At 67.7% G+C, this 17,508-nt stretch carries 13 protein-coding genes and 5 pseudogenes; 7 read left to right on the forward strand and 11 right to left on the reverse strand.

Annotated features, from left to right (window positions below):
• Window positions 1-279: 279 nt before the first annotated feature.
• The 8 genes and pseudogenes from IPJ59_RS18550 to tssI (IPJ59_RS18585) form a co-directional block, all read right to left on the reverse strand.
• Entirely contained in the window at window positions 280-738 is a 459-nt protein-coding gene (locus IPJ59_RS18550; protein WP_293272714.1) for a hypothetical protein, read from the reverse strand.
• Window positions 735-2,225: an RHS repeat domain-containing protein gene (locus tag IPJ59_RS18555; RefSeq protein ID WP_463673371.1), complete on the reverse strand. Its 1,491-nt coding sequence runs from the start codon at window positions 2,223-2,225 to the stop codon at window positions 735-737. The genes IPJ59_RS18550 and IPJ59_RS18555 overlap by 4 nt, the downstream gene beginning before the upstream one ends.
• A gap of 478 nt (window positions 2,226-2,703) precedes the next feature.
• Window positions 2,704-4,179: a DUF6531 domain-containing protein gene (locus tag IPJ59_RS18560; protein ID WP_293272715.1), complete on the reverse strand. Its 1,476-nt coding sequence runs from the start codon at window positions 4,177-4,179 to the stop codon at window positions 2,704-2,706.
• Entirely contained in the window at window positions 4,155-5,066 is a 912-nt protein-coding gene (locus IPJ59_RS18565) for a PAAR domain-containing protein (RefSeq protein WP_293272716.1), read from the reverse strand. The genes IPJ59_RS18560 and IPJ59_RS18565 overlap by 25 nt, the downstream gene beginning before the upstream one ends.
• The gene (locus IPJ59_RS18570) at window positions 5,047-6,225 is read right to left on the reverse strand and encodes a tetratricopeptide repeat protein (protein WP_293272717.1); all 1,179 of its coding nucleotides are present in this window, start codon (window positions 6,223-6,225) and stop codon (window positions 5,047-5,049) included. Before IPJ59_RS18570 ends, IPJ59_RS18565 begins: the two co-directional genes overlap by 20 nt.
• An 18-nt stretch (window positions 6,226-6,243) precedes the next feature.
• Window positions 6,244-7,242: pseudogene (locus IPJ59_RS18575) on the reverse strand (type VI secretion system Vgr family protein); the annotation flags it as partial.
• Window positions 7,184-8,524: a type VI secretion system tip protein TssI/VgrG gene (gene tssI, locus IPJ59_RS18580; protein WP_293272718.1), complete on the reverse strand. Its 1,341-nt coding sequence runs from the start codon at window positions 8,522-8,524 to the stop codon at window positions 7,184-7,186. The gene tssI (IPJ59_RS18580) and the pseudogene IPJ59_RS18575, both read right to left, overlap by 59 nt.
• 575 nt (window positions 8,525-9,099) lie before the next feature.
• A pseudogene (gene tssI / locus IPJ59_RS18585) lies at window positions 9,100-10,782 on the reverse strand (type VI secretion system tip protein TssI/VgrG); the annotation flags it as partial.
• Window positions 10,783-10,936: 154 nt separating this feature from the next.
• Here tssI (IPJ59_RS18585) and IPJ59_RS37920 point away from each other — a divergent pair.
• A pseudogene (locus tag IPJ59_RS37920) lies at window positions 10,937-11,146 on the forward strand (FHA domain-containing protein); the annotation flags it as partial.
• On the opposite strand, the gene IPJ59_RS18590 reads toward IPJ59_RS37920, so the two are convergent.
• Both IPJ59_RS18590 and IPJ59_RS18595 read right to left on the reverse strand, forming a co-directional pair.
• On the reverse strand, window positions 11,042-11,410 hold the full coding sequence (locus tag IPJ59_RS18590) for a hypothetical protein (RefSeq protein ID WP_293272719.1): 369 nt from the start codon (window positions 11,408-11,410) through the stop codon (window positions 11,042-11,044). The pseudogene IPJ59_RS37920 and the gene IPJ59_RS18590 sit on opposite strands and share 105 nt — an antisense overlap.
• A gap of 150 nt (window positions 11,411-11,560) precedes the next feature.
• The gene (locus IPJ59_RS18595) at window positions 11,561-11,749 is read right to left on the reverse strand and encodes a hypothetical protein (RefSeq protein WP_293272720.1); all 189 of its coding nucleotides are present in this window, start codon (window positions 11,747-11,749) and stop codon (window positions 11,561-11,563) included.
• 79 nt (window positions 11,750-11,828) lie between these two features.
• Between IPJ59_RS18595 and IPJ59_RS18600 the strand changes: the two are divergent.
• From IPJ59_RS18600 to IPJ59_RS37925, 3 genes and pseudogenes are all read left to right on the forward strand, one after another.
• Window positions 11,829-12,179 (forward strand): annotated as a pseudogene (locus IPJ59_RS18600) (type VI secretion system-associated FHA domain protein); the annotation flags it as partial.
• A 76-nt stretch (window positions 12,180-12,255) separates the two neighbouring features.
• Window positions 12,256-13,089 (forward strand): hypothetical protein, encoded by an 834-nt coding sequence (locus tag IPJ59_RS18605; RefSeq protein ID WP_293272722.1) that lies wholly within the window; start codon window positions 12,256-12,258, stop codon window positions 13,087-13,089.
• A 739-nt stretch (window positions 13,090-13,828) separates the two neighbouring features.
• Window positions 13,829-14,095, forward strand: a pseudogene (locus IPJ59_RS37925) (FHA domain-containing protein); the annotation flags it as partial.
• A gap of 131 nt (window positions 14,096-14,226) precedes the next feature.
• Here IPJ59_RS37925 and IPJ59_RS18610 read toward each other — a convergent pair.
• Entirely contained in the window at window positions 14,227-14,454 is a 228-nt protein-coding gene (locus IPJ59_RS18610; RefSeq protein ID WP_293272723.1) for a hypothetical protein, read from the reverse strand.
• A gap of 660 nt (window positions 14,455-15,114) precedes the next feature.
• Here IPJ59_RS18610 and IPJ59_RS18615 point away from each other — a divergent pair.
• From IPJ59_RS18615 to tssK, 3 genes are read left to right on the forward strand one after another with little or no spacing between them, the layout of a single operon-like run.
• A complete protein-coding gene (locus tag IPJ59_RS18615) occupies window positions 15,115-15,345 on the forward strand; it encodes a hypothetical protein (RefSeq protein ID WP_293272724.1) in 231 nt (76 codons plus the stop codon).
• A gap of 7 nt (window positions 15,346-15,352) precedes the next feature.
• Window positions 15,353-16,129 (forward strand): type VI secretion system lipoprotein TssJ, encoded by a 777-nt coding sequence (gene tssJ, locus IPJ59_RS18620; RefSeq protein WP_293272725.1) that lies wholly within the window; start codon window positions 15,353-15,355, stop codon window positions 16,127-16,129.
• A gap of 4 nt (window positions 16,130-16,133) precedes the next feature.
• Window positions 16,134-17,507: a type VI secretion system baseplate subunit TssK gene (gene tssK, locus IPJ59_RS18625; RefSeq protein WP_293272726.1), complete on the forward strand. Its 1,374-nt coding sequence runs from the start codon at window positions 16,134-16,136 to the stop codon at window positions 17,505-17,507.
• The last annotated feature ends 1 nt before the right edge of the window (window position 17,508 follow it).

The following is a 17,508-nucleotide window of genomic DNA, read 5'->3' on the forward strand; positions in this document are numbered from 1 at the left end:
CGAACCCCGGCGAGTCGAAGTCGCCACGGGCATGAAATACAACGCTACAAAAGATCGTTTCATCGCGTGCAGACTCTGGTACGCGGATATACGAGGGGTGACAGAATCTCAAACGACACCCCGCGTCCTTGCAAAGATCCACCTCGGGCAAGCGCTCTCCTTCCTGGATCCAATGCGACTCAGCGGTCTCCTTCCAGCTACTCACGACATCCCGGAACGCGCGTCCAAAGTTGAGGCGGAGCGCGTTGCTATCAAGGTCGGGCCGGTAGATAGACGGGCTCAAGCAGACTCCTCAGCGCGAGCGCATTCCAGCGACGATAATCCACCGTCGGCTGCCGAATATTGTGCCAAGATCCGCAGTCCGTCGAGGATCCATGTGCAACCTCGGACAGTCCCGCTAACTGCCCGCGATCGCTTCGGTTCTCCGAGGGATCTTACAATGCCCTCGTACTTTTGTCCGAACATCATTCCCTTCGGCAATTCACCAGAAAACTGCGAATAGCCGTGTTTGGAAAATTCACTCGACCAAAAATTCAGCTGGTGAAGGAGAAAGCCATCGTTCGAGCGGAGAAACGTCAGATCCACCCCCGAGGCCTTTGCACTCAGCGCGATTCTTTGTGTGTCTGCTGCGATAGCAGAAGGCCAAGATTCAGTCATCAGTTCTTCGCGCAACGACTTCACTTCTGGAGCGTCGTATCTGCGGCCGAGAAGTTTAAGCATCGAATTTGCGCTCTTCATGGCTGCGTTTCCTCGTCGATGATTTTTCCAAATTGATCGTCGTAATCCTGATTTGATTTGTTCTTGATCTGGTCGGCGGCTTTTTTATACGCGTCGATGTTGTCTGGATCCATTGTCTCCGCGTTCTTCACCATCGCATTGGCGTCTTGCGCTGCAGCCGCGTTCAAATCTTGGGCGTCACCCCTGACCACGTCTGGTTGATTCTTGCCCCCGTAGGTGGGGCCTGCCTTATGGATATCCTTCGGGACGACCACGGTTGTGCCTTCTTTATCGATTCGCTTGTCAATGTTCGCCCACTGATCGGGGGTTGGTGAGATATCATTGTCTGCGGCATATTTCCGGGCGGCCTCCTTGAGCGCTGCCTTTGAAGGGATGTGATCTCGGTCGCAGCTTCCATTGCCGGTGATCTTCTTTTGTTCGCCGTATGTGTCGACCCATCCTTTTCGCTCATGGAGAGGAGTCTTCTGGTCATCAGGTACCTCATCGTCCGGTCGTGCGTCCTCGTCGCCGCACCCCAGTCCGCGAGGATCACGCTGAACGAGCGGATTGCTCGTATACCCATACAGGTTAACCCCACCCCCCGTTCCCGCCGGATCCTCCCCAAGATACCTCCCAAGTTCTGGGCTGTAATACCGAAACCGGTTGTAATGCAACCCCGTCTCGACATCACAGAACTGCCCGGCCAGCCGCAGCGACAGCTCAAACTTTGAATCTTCGCGCTCACCCTCCGCCAGCCCATACGGCCCCAACCGCACGCTCCAAACCCTGCGCCCATCCGCATCCAGCGCCGCCACAGGCGCGCCGCGCTGGTCCGTGACCAGGTAGTGGAGCTTGCCGCTGTCTGGCGCCGCATCGGCCGAATCATAGTCGATCGCCAGCCAGGGCGTGAGCGAAAAGTCATCCGCATACACATACACCCGCAGTTGCCCACCAGGCCGCAGCTCCGCCGCCAGGCGGTCCGTGTCCCAAAAATACTCGGTGATCGCCGCCCCATACGTCTTCCGCGTCCGGCGCCCGAGCGGGTCGTAGTCTGCAGACCACGCCTCAGCGAACCCGTCGATCCGCCGCAGCCGGTCGAGCGGGTCGCGGTGGAACTTGAGCTCCCGGCCGTCGCGCCGCCAGCGGGACACGTTGTTACGGTGGTCATACGTCAGCGCCCCGCCGTTCGCCTTGACCAGCTTGTTCCCCGCCGCGATCTCCACGCCCGACAGGTGCGGCGCCGCGATCAGATTTCCGCTCACATCATAGCGATACTCGCCGCTCCCACGCCCATCCGGCGCGATCACCTCGGCCAGCTGGTGTGCCGCGTCGTGCCGGTATTGCGTCGTCCCGCGCTCGCTGTCCTCGACCCGCAGCAGGTCGCCCTCGGGCGAGTACTCGAAGCGTCGTCGCCACACCGGCGCCTGCGCGTCCGCGGAGAACAGGTGCTTTCCGAGGCAGCGCCCCAGCGAGTCGAACTGCGTCACCTCATGGACCCCGCAGGCCATCCGCCGGACCACCGCGCCCTCGGGCTCGAGCACGATCGCGTGCCGGTTTCCCAGCGGGTCCTCGATCTCCAGCGTCTTCTCGTCGAGCCGACGATAGTGGGTCACGAAGCGTCCGAGCGTCCGCGTCTCCGCCAGTCGCCCGCCCTCGAACACGTGCTCCACCCCGCGACCGTCCCGCTGGTCGCGGCAGCGACGGCCATTGGCCGCGTAGGCGAACTCCAGCACATGCTCGCCGTAGTTCACCCGCGCGAAGCGGCCGTTCGGCGCATACTCGTAGTGGTGCTCCTCGCCGCCAGCGAGTGTGCGCCGCGACTTCAGGTTTTCGGCCCCGTACGCGTACTCGACCAGCAACTCGCCGCGAGCGTCCCGCTTGGCGGTAAGATTGCCGGCGCGGTCGTGTTGATAGGTCTCGACCAGCGACCCGCTGTGGTGCACCTCGGTCAGGGCGTCACGCAGGTCGTAGCGATACTCGTGACGGTTACCGGCCGGGTCGACGACCGCGGCGATCTGCTCGCTCGGCGTATATTCGTAGCGGATCTCGCGGTCCAGCGGATCGCGGGCCAGGACACGGTGATTCCACGACGCATACTCGAATTCGTAGCGCGCCCTCGTGATCGACGTACTTGCGCAGCCATCCGTTCGGCGTGTACATCCACCGCCGCGGGCTGGCGCCGTCACGCGTCTCCGTGCTCAAGAGCCCCTGCTCGTCGCGGCGACACGACGGCTCTACCCGTGGGTCGCGCTCCGGGACGATCTCCGAGAAGATCGAGGCCCCGCCGGTCATCAGCGGCTCCAGCCCAGCCGAGGCCAGCGGCGCGCGCAGCAGGACCTCCGACGCCAGGTCGCCCAGCTCGAGCTCCGCCGCCGTCCGCGGGACACGATGCGCCGGCGGGCCGGTCGGGTCGTCGGCTGGTCGCACGCCGCCGGCCGCGTTGATCCACGCGGTCACCTCGCCCGCGGCGTCGTGGAGCGCCGTCCGCCGATTGCCTCCGGGATCCGTCTCGGCGACCAGCCGCCCCTCCGCGTCGTACTCGAAGCGCCGGACGCCTCCGTACGGGTCGATCACCTCGGTGATCGACAGCGACCCGTCATAACGGTGCAGCCACTCGCCGCCGTCGGCGTGACGAACGACCGTGGCCTGGGCCTCCGGCATATAGCGCAGCCACACCGCCTGCACCCCGTCGTGCCCGCGCGACGCCACACAGCGGCCCTCGGCGTCGTACTCGTAGACGAAGCGGTAGCCGTCCCGGTCGGTTCGCGCGACCATGCGGTGCGCCGCGTCGTATGCGAAGGTCCGGCGGTGCCCGTGACGGTCGGTCGCTGCCACCAGATCGCCGCGAGCGTCATATTCGTAGCGCATCATCGCCACGGGCCGTGCTTCGGCCTGAGCCGGATGCGCGACCGACACCAGCCTGGAGATCCGCTCGTCGCTGTACTCGACCGCGACGACCCGCGTGCGCCCGCGGTCGCAGATCTCGACGAGTCGTCCTCCGCGGTCATATGCGAAGGCCAGCGCCTCGGCGCCGCGGATCATCTGCTCGGGCCGCGACGCCACGTCCGCGGTGGGCACGCGAAATACGTGCACCGTCTTATCGGGCGCGCGCAGCTGGTGCTCCGCCCCGACCTGCAACAATCGCCATCCACGCTGGGGATGGGTCGGCGCGTCATACGGAAACAGCAGCGTCTCACCGTCCGGCTGACGGAGCAGCCAGCCATCGACCGCAGCCTGCAGCGTGCGGGCGAACCCGTGCGTATGGCCCCACCCCAGCGGGCCCGCCGTGATGCGTGCGGTGCTGTAGTGCCGCTCCCACGCGATCGGCAGCGGGCCCGCGATCGTGAACTCGCCCACGGCCTCGACCAGGGCGCCGGTCACAATGTCGACCGGATCGCCGACCCAGCGCACACCGTCGCCGAGGCACTCGCTCGCGTCTATTTCTTGGGACACTCGGTACACCCCGCCTCGCTGTCCTTCTTGTTGCGCTTGGGCTCGAACTCCGCGCTGGTCAGCTTGCGCATGGCGATCTGCATCCCGCTCGGCATCGGAAAGCCGCCGATCAAGACGCTCGAATCGCCGAGCGTGATGGCCCCGACCGGCGGTCCGACCGCGGGGTCCTTCCCCATCGCCGCCGACAGCGCGCTCGCAGCCGCGTCCGAGGCGGCCTGCGCGGCCATATCGAGCACCGCCATCCCGGCCGAGAGCGCGTAGGCCGAGGCCGTCGCCGAGTCACCGGCGATCGCGGCGCCGGCCGCGTCCTCGGTATCCGCGACGATGCCCGCGACCTGCGCGACCTGCCCAGCCTTCCCCATCACCTTCATGCCCTGCATCGCCGCCTTGGTGAGCGCCGCGATCGCGCCGCGGGCCAGCCATCCCTTCGGCGGCCAGCAATGCATGGTGACGTCGATCGCCCGGGCTGCCCGCGCACCACCGATGAATACCTTCGACGATCCGGTGAAGATCTCGAAGCCGGGCACGTAGCCCAGGCAGGTCGGAGACAGGCCGACGTCGCCGCAGCGCGCCGCGGGCAGGCTGCCGATCAAGACGGTCACGCAGCACCCGAGCGCCACGGCGCCGAGCGGCGGCAGCGGCACGCCGAAGCTCGGTGGATGCGGATGCGCGTGCGGCAGCCCGAGCACCAGGGAGCCCAACGTCGCCGCCGGGAACGACGGCAACGCCTTGGAAATGCCGTCCGTCAGCTTGGCGATCCCCATGTTGATCGCGTCGGTCGGCGCGCTGACCAGCTGCATCGCCTTGCCGAGCCCCTCCTGCAGCATGCGCGCCGGACTGGGTGGCTTCTCGGCCTTGGCCGCTCGCATCGTCTGGCTACCGACGTTCGAGCCCATGGCCCCCTCCTAGCACGGCGTCGATCGATCGTCGCAGCGCGGCGGGCAGCCCGTGGTTGCGACTCGCCTGGAGATGCGGTCGCAGCTCCGCCACCAGCTGGTCGCGGTCGTTGTCGCGGGCCACCTCGGCCGCCGCGAGGAAGCTGGCGGCCCAGACCTCGGGCGCCGCTCCACGCCGCTGCTGCGCGAGCCCGCGTCCGAGCAGCGACGTGGCTTGTGTCTCGGGCTCGGGGATCATTCGCGCCAGTTGTTGCGCCCCGTCGAAGAACACCTCCGCGTCGACGACGCGACCCATGGCGAAATAGAGGTCAGCGAGGTGGCGTGTGATCATGAGCAAGACGATCGGAGCCTCCGCGTCGCTGGCCGGCACCAGGGCGCGCTCATACCATTCGATCGCCGGAGCACTACGCTTCTCGATGCGCTCGATGTCACCGAGCCCGCTGAGCGCCAACGCGGCCAGGACCGGACTCTTGAGCGCCTGCGCCTCGCCGTAGAGGGCGTCGAGCCGCCGCTGCGCCGGCTCGAAGCGACGGTGCCCCACATCCAGCATCGCCGCCTCGAGCAGCGCCTGCGCCCGCTGCTGCCGCGGCAACGACGGATCTTCGGCCTCCATCGCGGCGCTCTTCGCGAGCGCCGCGGAGGACAAGTCGAAGTGCAGCGTCCGCACGAAACGTGGCAGCGGCCACGGCTCACCGGCGGCGTGCACGAAGATCCGCAGCCGGCGAAACCAGGGGGGCACGCCGCCAGGATCGCTCAGGCCTCGCACCAGCTCGGTATATGCGCGCTCGTCCACGACCTCGAGTGGACACAAGATGACGACCAGCCTCGGGGTGTCGCGGCCGCGAGGCAACAGCTCGCGTGCGCGTTCCAGGGCGGACTTGAGCTGCGCCGCGGCGCCCGGGCAATCGCGTGCGAGCGCGGGCGCGGCTCCGTGGGCCGCTCGCTCGCTCGCCTCGATCCGCTCCGTGATCACCTCGACGTATGCCTCTGCGGTTGTGAACGGGTGGGGAAAGCTCAGGAACACGTCCGTGGAGCTCGCCTCGGAACCGTGGAGCAGGCGGTACACAAAGGGCAGCTGCTCGCGGGCGCCGCGCAGGACGCAGACACCGTGCTCCGGGTCGCCCAGGAAGCCCGCCAGTTCGCCGCGAAGCTCTTGCAATAGCCGCAACGTTTCGCCTCAGTTGATCTTGATGAGCGCGCCAGAGATCTCATGCATGCCGATCGCCGTGCTGGTGATCTTGGGGCCGGACACCGTGATTCCGTCCGCCTTGATCGTGATCGCGCTGCCGCCGACCTGAAGCGTGATCTCCTCGCCAGCCGTGATCACGACCTTGTTCGCGCCGACGTCGACGCCGACGCCGCCGCTGATGTGTACTCCGAGCGGCGCGGCGACCAGGACGTCCATCATCGACCCGAGCGAAGCGCGCTGGAAGCTGCCGAGGGAGAGCGTGCTGGCGATCGAGTTGATAGAGACGCTCTGCAGCGCGACCGCGGTCAGCGTCGCGGTGTCCGAGGACAGGGACACGTCCTTCGACGCCGACGCCTTGAACGTCGCGGTGTTGGCCCGGAGCGAGACGTCGGTCTCCGCCGTCACCGACACGGACGCGGTCTTGGCAGTGAGGCTCATCTCTGTCTGCGCGGTGAGGCTGATGTTGGCATCGGTCGACGTCTCCGTGATCCCCTGCTTGACCGTCACCGAGCGCGAGCCCGTCTTCACGTCCAGCGAGCTGTTTCCGGTCAGGACCGTGACGCCGCGGTCCATCTCGATCGACGTGGTGCTCTTCCCCGTTGTCACCGTCAGCGACTCGTCTCCCTCGCTGACCGTGACGCTCCGATTCTTGGTGATGGTGAAGGACTGGTTGCCGCCCACAGAGAAGGTCTGGTTGGCCGTGACGGTGCGGCTGTTGTCGTTGAGCACGACCTCGTTGAGGTCCTTCTGCGCGTGGAGGAACACCTCCTCCTGGCCCTTGCGGTCCTCGAAACGCAACTCGTTGAAGCCGCCACCACCGAGTGAAGAGTCGGACTTGATGGTGGTCTTCGTCTTGTCCGCGGGCAGCGGATAAGGGGGCTTGTTGTCGCCGTGGTACACGCGGCCGGTCACGACGGGGCGGTCGGGGTCACCTTCGATGAAATCGACCAGCACCTCGTGGCCGATGCGGGGCAGGAACATGCTGCCCCAGCCGTTGCCCGCCCATAGCTGGCTGACACGGACCCAGCACGAGCTGGTCTCGTTGTACCGGGTCCGTGCGGTCCCAGTGGAATTGGATCTTCACACGCCCGTGCTCGTCGGTATAGACCTCCTCGCCCTCGGGGCCGACCACAGTGGCGGTCTGCAGGCCGCGCATGACGGGGCGGTGGGTCGCAGCTTCGGCGCGGAACGGCTGGGCGCGCTCGGTGACCGTGAATTCGTTGCTGTAGCTGAACTCACCCGCAGCGTCTTGGTCGAGCACCTGGGGTTGATTGCCGGCGTGGCTGACCTGAATGACGCGGTAGTCGCCGTCGAGATCATGGCGGGGGTGACCGATCAGCTTCAAGGTGTGCCCGGCCGTGATGCGCGGGCAATCGCTGCTGCCGGCGCCAGCCCGGCGCTGCGCCTGGAGGGCTTCGAGTCCTGGCAATTTGGCTTGCGTCTTGCCCTGATGCGCGCCGGCCTGCCCGGGGTCCTGGTACTCGCCCGGGTATTGATAGACCTCGAGCTCGGCGCGGGCCTTGGCCTCCTCCGCGGCAGCCATGGGGAGCCCCGGCTTGTGAAGGTTGAAGTCGCGGAGCGAGACCTTGCCCGGGCGCACGCGCTCGCCGAAGCGAAACTCTGTCACGTGCTCGCGGTCCGCGACCATGCCTCCGGGCGGGCTGAACCACAACGCGGGCGACCCGGCGATCGGCGGATGGGCCCCGGAGTGGTCGGCCATCACGAGCACGTGCTTGTCGGCGCTGTGCTCGAAGAAGTAGAAGATGCCGTCCTCCTCCATCAGACGGCTGATGAATCCGAGGTCGGATTCGCGGTATTGCACGCAGTAGTTGCGCGGGGCGTACTCGCCGAGCAGGTCGAGGCGAAAGCCCTCGGCCGCGAGTCCAGCCTGCGTCAGGACCTCCTTCAAGATGTCGGGGGTGCCCAGGTCCTGAAAGATGCGGCAGTCATGGCGGTGCTGCAGGCGCCAGATCCACGGCACGAGCTGGGCCTCGTAGAGCTGGAGATGGCGCGACTGGCCAACGTACTCGAAGGACGAGATCACGCCCGAGATGAAGCGTGGCGCCTCGATGCCGCCGATCTTGAGGACCCCCGGCTTGTCGACGATGGCGGCGAGGTCGACCTCCCCGCCAGCAAGCTCGGAGTGAAACTCGAACAGGCCCGACAGGCCCTCGCGCCCGAAGAATCGCAAGACCCGCAGCTCACCGCCGCCCGCCGCCTCGAAGGTGAAGAGCGGCTGGTCGCCGAGGAGCGTGCGAAGGAATGACATCAAGCTCACTGCGAATTATCCTGTAGATTCAGGTAAACATCATCGCAGCGCTTCGACAAGCAGCAATCTGCATGGCGTCTTCCGACGGCAACCCCAATCAGGGTTGGGTTGTCCCTTCTTACCACCCCTACCGAACCCCGACACCGGTCGGCGGTACCGAGGGTGCCTCCCAGAACTCGATCCGCAGGGCCCCGAAGTAGCACGTTCCCTCGCAAGAGAATCCGTTCCATAGATCGGCGTGCCCTGTGGCGCCCGTGATCCCTCCGCGGAACAGGATGATACCTCGCATACCCGAAGCTGCTCGCTTCACGTTTGGGCGGCGCGAACGGAGGCCCATAGGTCTTACTGAGATATGCGCTCAGCTCATCCACGCTGTAGATGTACCACCGCTTATTCTTGTCGCTGATCACCCTTGGTGACTTCGAATAGGGCAAAGCCGTCGGTCAACTCCATGAACGAGCTGGTGCGCATGGTCAGCTTGGTCGGCGGGACCGGCAGCACCAGCGGCGGGATCGGGGGGATGAACGGGATGGAAGGGAACTTGAGGACCAGCGGCGGGGGTGGGGCCATCGTCACCGTGTGCTCGATTCCCACGGTGGTGGCATCACTGGTGGCGACGTTGACCGTTCGAGCCGCGCCGACGCTGACTGTCTCGCTGCCGCCGACCGAGGAGGTGCGGCTGGCACCGACGGTCTCGGTCAGGCAATTGAGGATGAAGGTGTTCCAGTCCTTCTGAGCGTGCAGAAAGACCTCCTCCTGGCCCTTGCGGTCCTCGAAGCGGAGCTCGTTGTAGCCGCCGCCGCCGATGGAGGAGTCGGACTTGATGGTGGTCTTGGTCTTGTCGGCCGGGAGCGGGTAGGGGGGCTTGTTGTCGCCGTGGTAGACGCGGCCGGTGATCACCGGCCGGTCGGGGTCGCCCTCGATGAAATCGACCAGCACCTCGTGGCCGATGCGCGGGATGAACATGGCGCCCCAGCCATTGCCGGCCCACAGCTGGCTGACCCGCACCCAGCACGAGCTCGACTCGTTGTAGGGTCCTTGCGGTCCCAGTGAAACTGGACCTTCACGCGGCCGTGCTCGTCGGTATAGACCTCCTCGCCCTCGGGCCCGACGACCGTGGCCGTCTGCAGGCCCCTCATGATCGGCCGCCGGGTCACGGGCTCGGCGCGGTAAGGTTGTGCGCGCTCGGTCGCCGTGAATTGGTTGCTGTAGCTGAACTCGCCAGAAGCGTCCTGGTCGAGGGCCTGGGGCTGCTCGCCGACGTGACTGACCTGCGTGATGCGATACTCACCGTCGAGGTCGTGGCGCGGGTGTCCGACCATCTTCATGGTGTGCCCGGCGGTGATGCGCGGACAATCGCTGCTACCGGAGCCGGCGCGGCGGTGGGCCTGGAGCGCCTCCAATCGGAGCTTGGCCTGAGACTTTCCCTGGTGGGACCCGCCCTGGCCCGGGTCCTGATACTCCCCCGGGTATTGATAGATCTCGAGCTCGGCCCGGGCTTTGGCGACGTCCATGGCCTCCATCGGCAAACCTGGTTTGTGGAGGTTGAAGTCGCGGAGGGACACCTTCCCGGGGCGCACCCGCTCGCCAAAGCGAAAGTCCTGAATATGCTCACGATCGGCGACCATGCCGCCCGGTGGGTTGAACCATAGGACGGGTGAGCCCGGTATCGGCGGGTGAGCGCCCGGGTGGTCGGCCATCACGAGCACGTGCTTGTCAGCGCTGTGTTCAAAGAAGTAATAGAGGCCGTCCTCCTCCATGAGGCGGCTGAGGAACGCGAGGTCCGACTCGCGGTACTGCACGCAGTAGTTGCGTGGGGCATACTCACCGAGCAGATCGAAGCGAAAGCCCTCGGTCGACAGGCCGGCCGTGGTCAGGGCCGCCTTGATGATGTCGGGCGTGTTTTGGTCCTGAAAGATGCGGCAGTCGTGTCGGTGCTGCAGCCGCCAGATCCACGGAACCAGCTGGGCTTCGTAGAGTTGGAGGTGGCGCGACTGGCCGATATACTCGAAAGAGGAGATCACACCCGAGACGAAGCGCGGCGTCTCGAGCCCGTCGATCTTGAGCACTCCGGGCGTGTCGACGATGGCGGCGAGATCGACCTCGCCACCGGCGAGCTCGAGGTGAAAGTCGAACAGTCCCGACAGGCTCTCGCGGCCGAAGAAACGCACGACTCGCAGCTCGGCCCCCGCCGCAGCCTCGAAGGTGAAGAGCGGCTGGTTGCCGAGGAGCGCGCGGAGAAACGACATCAAGCTCATGAGGGTTCGTCCTGGGCGTACGCAAACACTATCGTGCCCGCGCGACAAGCCCCAACGGGGATTGCCCGGTTTGTGCAGGCCCAATCGAGGTTGGTGATTGGCGCTTGACGAAAAATCCGTATCGTCGCTGGCGCGCGGTACCAAGATGCGGTCGATGCAGATCACGGTGGTCGATCACAAGACGCGGCGGACCGTGTGCGAACGCCTCTTCGACGTGTTCCCGGTGCGGATCGGCCGCGATAACGGGAACGACGTCGTCCTACCGTTCCCGTTCGTCTCGGCCTGGCACGCCGAGGTCCGCAGCGACGGCGAGGCGCTGCGCCTGTGCGATCTGGGGGCGACCAACGGGCTCTTCATCGGCCCGCGCCGCATCGCTGGTGGGGGCGCGGTGCCTCTCCACGATCGTCTGGTCGTCACGGTCGGCGAGCTCGAGCTGCGCCTCGAGATCCCCCGCCCCGATGCTCCGGCCGAGCCGACGGAGAGCGACGACCTCCCGCGCCTCCCCGGGGGCGCAGCGCCCCGCGGCGCTGCCGCAACGTCCGGCAGCATCGGCGAAGCCCTCCCCAGCTTCGCCACCGATGACACCGACTTCGCCGCCCGCCTCGCTCGCCTCCAGACCTCGCTGCACGAGCTGCGGCCTCACCACGCCCAGCTCGAGGCTGCCCGGCGCGCCTGGGACGAGAACCTCGCCCGCAGCGTCCGAACCCTCGAGGCCAGCGGTGATCGCCAGGGCGTCAACATGCTCCTTCGCGAGTTCCCGGCGCGTGACCGCGGCGGCTTAGTCATGGTCGGCGCGGCCGACCCCTACGCTGCCGCCGACGAGGAGCGCGGCGCCATCGTGCAGGCCGCCAGCGAATTGCTGCCGGGCCTGCGCGCGCCCACCGGCGAGGACGAGTCGCGCCGATTCCTGACCCGCATCATCGACGTGCTGCGGGTGTTCGCCGCCTGCACCCTCGAGCTGCAGCACGTGCGCGCCCTCCAGGCCGAGGAGCTCGGCGTCACCTGGGCCGACCCCAACGACCCGCTCGCCGCGCTCGCCACCCGCGGACGAGGTCCTGCGCTACCTGCTCGACTGGCGCGACACCGGCGAGAAGCGCAGCGAGGAGCTCGTGCGCGTCTTCGCCGGCCTCGTCGACCACCAGCGCTCATACATCCACTCCGCCCTCGAGGCCGCCCGAAGCGCCCTCAACTCGCTGTCCCCGGCGGAGGTCGAACGCGGCGCCGTCACCGGCTGGCCCAGCCGCGCCGCCGCCCTCTGGCGCCACTACACCACCGTCTACGCTGCGCTGCACAGCGAGACCCACGACCACCTTACGCCGGCGTTCCGCGCGACCCTCCAGCGCGCCTACACCCAGGCTTTGGCCCGCGCCGGCATCGCCCACCACAAGGCCACATGACGCATCCCCGACCGCTGCTCGCCATCTCCTTCATGCGTCCCTCTCGCTCGCCTGCCGCAGCGTCGGCACCCTGCCCGTGTGCCCCGCGACCCTCGTCAGCAGCGAGCGCGCCCTCGAGGCCGACACCCGCGTCTTGCCGCCAGCGCAGTGGCTCAGCCTGCTGGTCCGCGGCGTCGACCGCACGACCATGCTCCCGCCCGACGATCCCCACGAATGCAGCAACCGACCCGTCGCCCTCGCGTGGCCCGACGAGCGCAGCGCCGCCATCGACCCACGCAGCACCGCCAAGCCGCTACCGTCGCGCCCATTGACCGATGCCGACATGACCTTCGGCGAGGGCCCCGACGGACAGGTGCTGGTCTGGGCCCGCATCACCCAGTTCGACGACGGCACCGCGCTCGGCCCGGTCGCGCTCGCCCGCTGGGTCGAGCGCGGCGTCGAGATCCGCGGCATCGGCACTCTATGGGCCCCACAGCGCCGCGCGCGCCTCCGCATCGAGCCGCTCGGTGAAGACGCCCAGCTGCTCATCGCTGACGGCGAGCGCTGCACCAGCGACGACCTCAAGAGCTGCACCCACGAGATCTACCTCCTGCCCCTGGTCGAGCAGCGCTTCATGCAAGCCAACCTCTTCGTGGACGACGCCGCGATCGGCCCCGCCCGTGTCGTCATCACCGAGCGCCGCGTGACCACCCTGTCCGACGGTTGGGTCCGACGTTCTGACGTCCAGCGGCGCCTGCGGCTGAGCGGCAACACGACCGTGATCAACGAGGTCATCCGGATCCGCCTGTGCGATCCGACGAGCAAGCCCGAGCTGTGTCGGGAAGAATGGCGGGCCGAGGAGAACCGCACGCTGGCCTGGCAAGACGGCCGCTTCACGACCAGCCGCAGCGCCTGGGACGATACGCCCTGAAGCGGCAATCGCACGTCATCGTCGATGTCGACCCCCCCCTCGCTACTACGGGTCTTGCGGGTCGGGCGGAACACGTCCTTGAAGATCTGCAGGTCGATCGTCTTGGCGCGACCGATCCGCCGCGGCGCCACCAGCACCTCATTGACCTCATTCATCGCCCGTTGGCGGCCCATCCGGAGGCGGTTACGCCGCAGTCGGTTGCGACGATACGAAAGGGGCTCTTTATACTGCTCGATCCGCGGGACCGCCACCAGCGTCCATCGATCGTACTCGGTCTGCACAAACCCGTAGGTGCACGCCGGGATCGTGCAAGAGTTCGAGAAGCTGACCCAGAACACCCGCATACCCCCCAGCTTGTTCTCCGCCAGCACCTTGCCCGGTGTTCCGCGCCGCAGCGTCTGCAGGTGCGGTCGCAGGGCGCCGCGGACCTTGATCTTGCGGCCCGACACGTCATAGTCCTCGGGGTCATTCAGCTGCGGGTAATACGACCGCAGCCTGCGGCTCAGGTACACCCGCAGCTCCGGACAGCGCCGCGCTCTCCTCGACCCGCGCCAACTCGACCGCCGTCAGGCTCTGACGCCGGGTGCAACCGCCGACGCTTGCCAGCGTCGCCCACAGGACCATCCATAGCGCTGTCCGCCGCGTCATCGCTATCGGTGGTAGCCGCAGCGTGCAGCGCCGTCAAACCCAACTGGACTTGCATATTGTCAGGCCGACGATTCCGCGGTCTGTTGTCCTCATGAACGCGACCCTCGATGTCCGCGTGCTCCTCCACGGCGAGGCGGTCAACAACCTGCGCTTCGACCAGTCCGTGATCCGCATCGGCCGCGAGCGCGACGCCGAGGGCGCCCCCAACGACATCGTGCTGGCCAGCAAGGGCGTGTCCCGCAGCCACGCCCAGATCCTCGTCGGCGACGGGGGCGTGACCGTGATCGACCGCTCGCGTCACGGCACCTTCGTCAACGGCGAGCGCGTGCAGGGCCCTCGTCGGCTCGCGGCGAGCGACGTGATCGAGATCGACGCCTACACGATCCAGTGCGAGCTCGGCTCCCCCGACGCCACCAGACAGGCCGTGCCAGATCCCAACACAACAGCACCTGAGCTCAACCTCGTTCCGGTTCGTCCGCGCCCGAGAGCTCACCCCTCGCGCTGGTCTACCGCGAGCTCGCCGCCCAGCACGGTGCGGCGCGCTGGGGTCAGGCCGCCAGCCTCGGACGCGCCGATCTCCCGCGCGCGACCGAGGCCGCCCGCCGCCTCATCGCCGCGCGCCTGCAAGAGCTGCCTGCCGGAGCGCCCTGGCCCGAGCGACTCGCGCGCGAGCTGTGCGGCCTCGGCCCGCTCGACGACATCCTCGACGATGTCCACGTCACCGCCCTCAGCGTCCGCGGCACCGCGGCGATCCAGGTCCGCCGCGGTGAGTCCAGGAGCTCGCGGCGGCCCGCTTCTCCTGCGTCGAAGCGGTTCACGCCGCGATCGAGCGGTGGACCGGCCAGAGCCTCGGTGAGCACGGGCGCCTCGAGGCCGCGCCCTGCGAGGGCACCTCGTTGCTCGCGCTCGACTGCGATCTCGCTCCCGGCGGACCGATCATCCATGTCACCCGAGCCCGGCGCACTTGCCCACCCGGCCTCACCGAACTCGTCGGCGAGCGCGTGCTCCCACAAGCCGCGGCCGACCTGCTCGGCGAGTGCGTCCGTCGCGGCCGCACATTCCTGCTCCACGGCGACGCCCCGGCCGACCTGTCACCGCTGACCCGCGCCCTGATCGCCGCCCGTCCCGCCGATCGCAACGTCGCGGTCGTCCGTCGCGTCGGCGCGTGGGATACCGGCGACCTCCTCGTCCTCGCGGGCGAACGTTCCGGGGGCCCTGGCCTCGGCGTGTCGCCTCGACCCCGACTGGCTCGTCGTCGAGGAGGTCGAGCCCGGCGACGCGAGCGACCTGTGCGACGGCCTGCGTCACCCCGGCGGCGGCACGATCGCCACCCTGCGAGCCCGCTCTGCCGACGCCGCGATCACCCGTCTCGCCGCCATGTTCGCGGCGGCGAGCGGCTGGTCCGACCTGCAGGCCGCGCGTTCCGTCGTCACCACCGGCCTCGACGTCTTCATCGGCATCCGCCGTGCCACCGCTGGTGGCTCGGTCGTCCACACGATCGCCGAGGCGCGCCCTGGCGCTCGCGGTGAACTCGCTGAACTCTTCACCTGGAACGCTGACACCGCCGGGATCAACCCGACCGACGTCGAGATCCACCTGCTCCGCTGAGGTCCCCGTGCTGCGCACCCTGCTCTTGTTCTCAGCCTCGCTCGTCGCCCTGTCCGCCTGCAGGCCGCGCGGTGAGTGCACGGCCGAACCCGTCGGCGTGCAGCTCCTCGCCATCTCCGACCCCGTCCTCAACCCCGACGACGACGGCAAGTCGTGGCCGACCAACCTCCGCATCTACGAGCTCAAGAGTGACATCGACCTCGAGCAGCTCGAGTTCGACGCGGTGCGCAGCGAGGCCGAGAAGGTGTTCGGCGAGGCCCTCGTGAAGGTGCACGAGAAGGACATCTATGCCGACCGACGCAAGCTCTGGCAGCTCGTGCTCGACCCGAGCACCAGGCACGTCGTCACCGTCGGTTTATTCCGCGAGCCGATCGCCGACGCCTGGTATCAGGCCTACACGCTCCCGGCCGACCTCCCCGCCCAGCGCTGCGAGGCCAAGCGACGCGGCAAGACGCCGCTCGATCCCTGCGTTTTCCTCGCCTTCGAGCGCAACGAGATCTCAGGCGGTCGCTTCCCGCCTGCCGGGTTCGACGTCAAGGCCTTCGAGATCACCTGCGCCCCGGTCGTCGCGCCGCCCGGCAAGAAGCCGAAGAAAAAGAAGAAGCGATCGTGGCGCATCCCAGACGTGCCGCAGACGCCGCAGCTGCCGCAGACCCCCCAGGCCCCGCAACTGCCGCAGACCCCGCAGGCCCCTCAGCTGCCCCAGACCCCGCAGGCCCCGCAGCTGCCGCAGGCACCGCGCGGTCCGACGATGCCCCAGGCTCCGCGCCTACCCGGAAGATGAACCAATGACGATCGCCACCGCATCAAGGCCGCTGTGGAGCGAGGGCATGTTGATGTGCCCCCAGCACATGCAGCAGCAGGACCTCTATCATGAGCAGCACCTGCAAGCGCGCTTGCAGGCGCTCTCCGCCGCCCCATGGGGCGTCACCAGCGTGTTGTTCGACGCTTCGGCGCTCAAGGCCGGCACCCTGCAGCTGAGCAGCTTCCGCGGCGTCCTGCCCGACGGCACCCCGATCAGCTTCGACGCCCTCAGCCCGCTACGTCCCCCGAGCCGCGCCATCGCCCCGCACTTCCCCGCCAAGCTCGAAGCCCTCGGCGTTCACCTCGGCCTGCCGCTGATGCGCGAGGGCGTCGCCAACTACGCGCTCTTGAGCGACGCCTCGGCCGCCCAGCGCTTTCGCGGCGTCGTGCGCCGCGTCTTCGACCTCACCCTTGCCCGCAATGAGCGCGAGCTGCAGGTCAGCGAGCCCGCCCTGGTGCTCCTGTTCGACGGCGAGCCGCACAAGGACCACGCCATCCTCAAGATCGGCGAGATCGTGCGCGACCAGGCCGGCGGCTTCACCCTCGCCGAGGGCTTCATCCCGCCGGCGCTCGCCATCTCGGCCGCGCCCAACCTCGTCGCCGAGCTGCAGGACATCCTCAGCCGCGGCATGACCCGCCGGCGCAAGCTCGCCGAGGAGCGGCGCGGCCGCAGCAGCGCCAAGATCGACCTGACGATCCGCGAGCTCGAGAAGGTCCTGTTCCTGCACGCGCTCGACCGCAGCCTCGCCCCGCTCAAGCACTGCAGCGACACCCCGGAGACGCACCCGCTCCCGCTGTACCTCGCGCTGACGGAACTCGCCGGCGCTCTCATGACGGTCTCGAGCGAGGGCGACCCCGCCGACCTCCCCTCCTTTCAGTACAGCGATCTTCGTGCCACCTTCACGCCGCTGTTCTCCGAGCTCCGCCGCTTGCTCAGCAAGGAGTTCGACCCGGTGTACATCGAGGTTCCGCTGCGCATCCACGAGGCCAGTTCGTGGCTCGGCGAGTTCCGCGACGAGCGCCTGCTGCACTGTACGACCTTCGTGATGATCGTCGAGGTCGAGGGCGACCTCGTCATCGCCTCGGCCGAGATCCCGGATATCGCCAAGATCTCGTCGTGGAAGCGGATCGCCGCGATCGTGCGCTTGCAGGCTCTTGGCGTGCCGATCCGCGCGACCTTCCGGCCGCCCCCGGAGATCCCCATGCAGCCCAACCAGGTCTACTTCATCCTCGATACCAGCGACCAGCTGTGGCAGGAGCTGGTCGCCGACCGCAAGATCGCCTTCTTCCTGCGCGCGCCCTACGACCCCCAGCGGGCCCGCGTGCGCCTCGTGGCGATCCCCCGCAAGGAGCCCTGAC

Origin of the sequence: Nannocystis sp. (assembly GCF_016714285.1) — a bacterium.
Taxonomy (GTDB): domain Bacteria; phylum Myxococcota_A; class Polyangia; order Nannocystales; family Nannocystaceae; genus Nannocystis.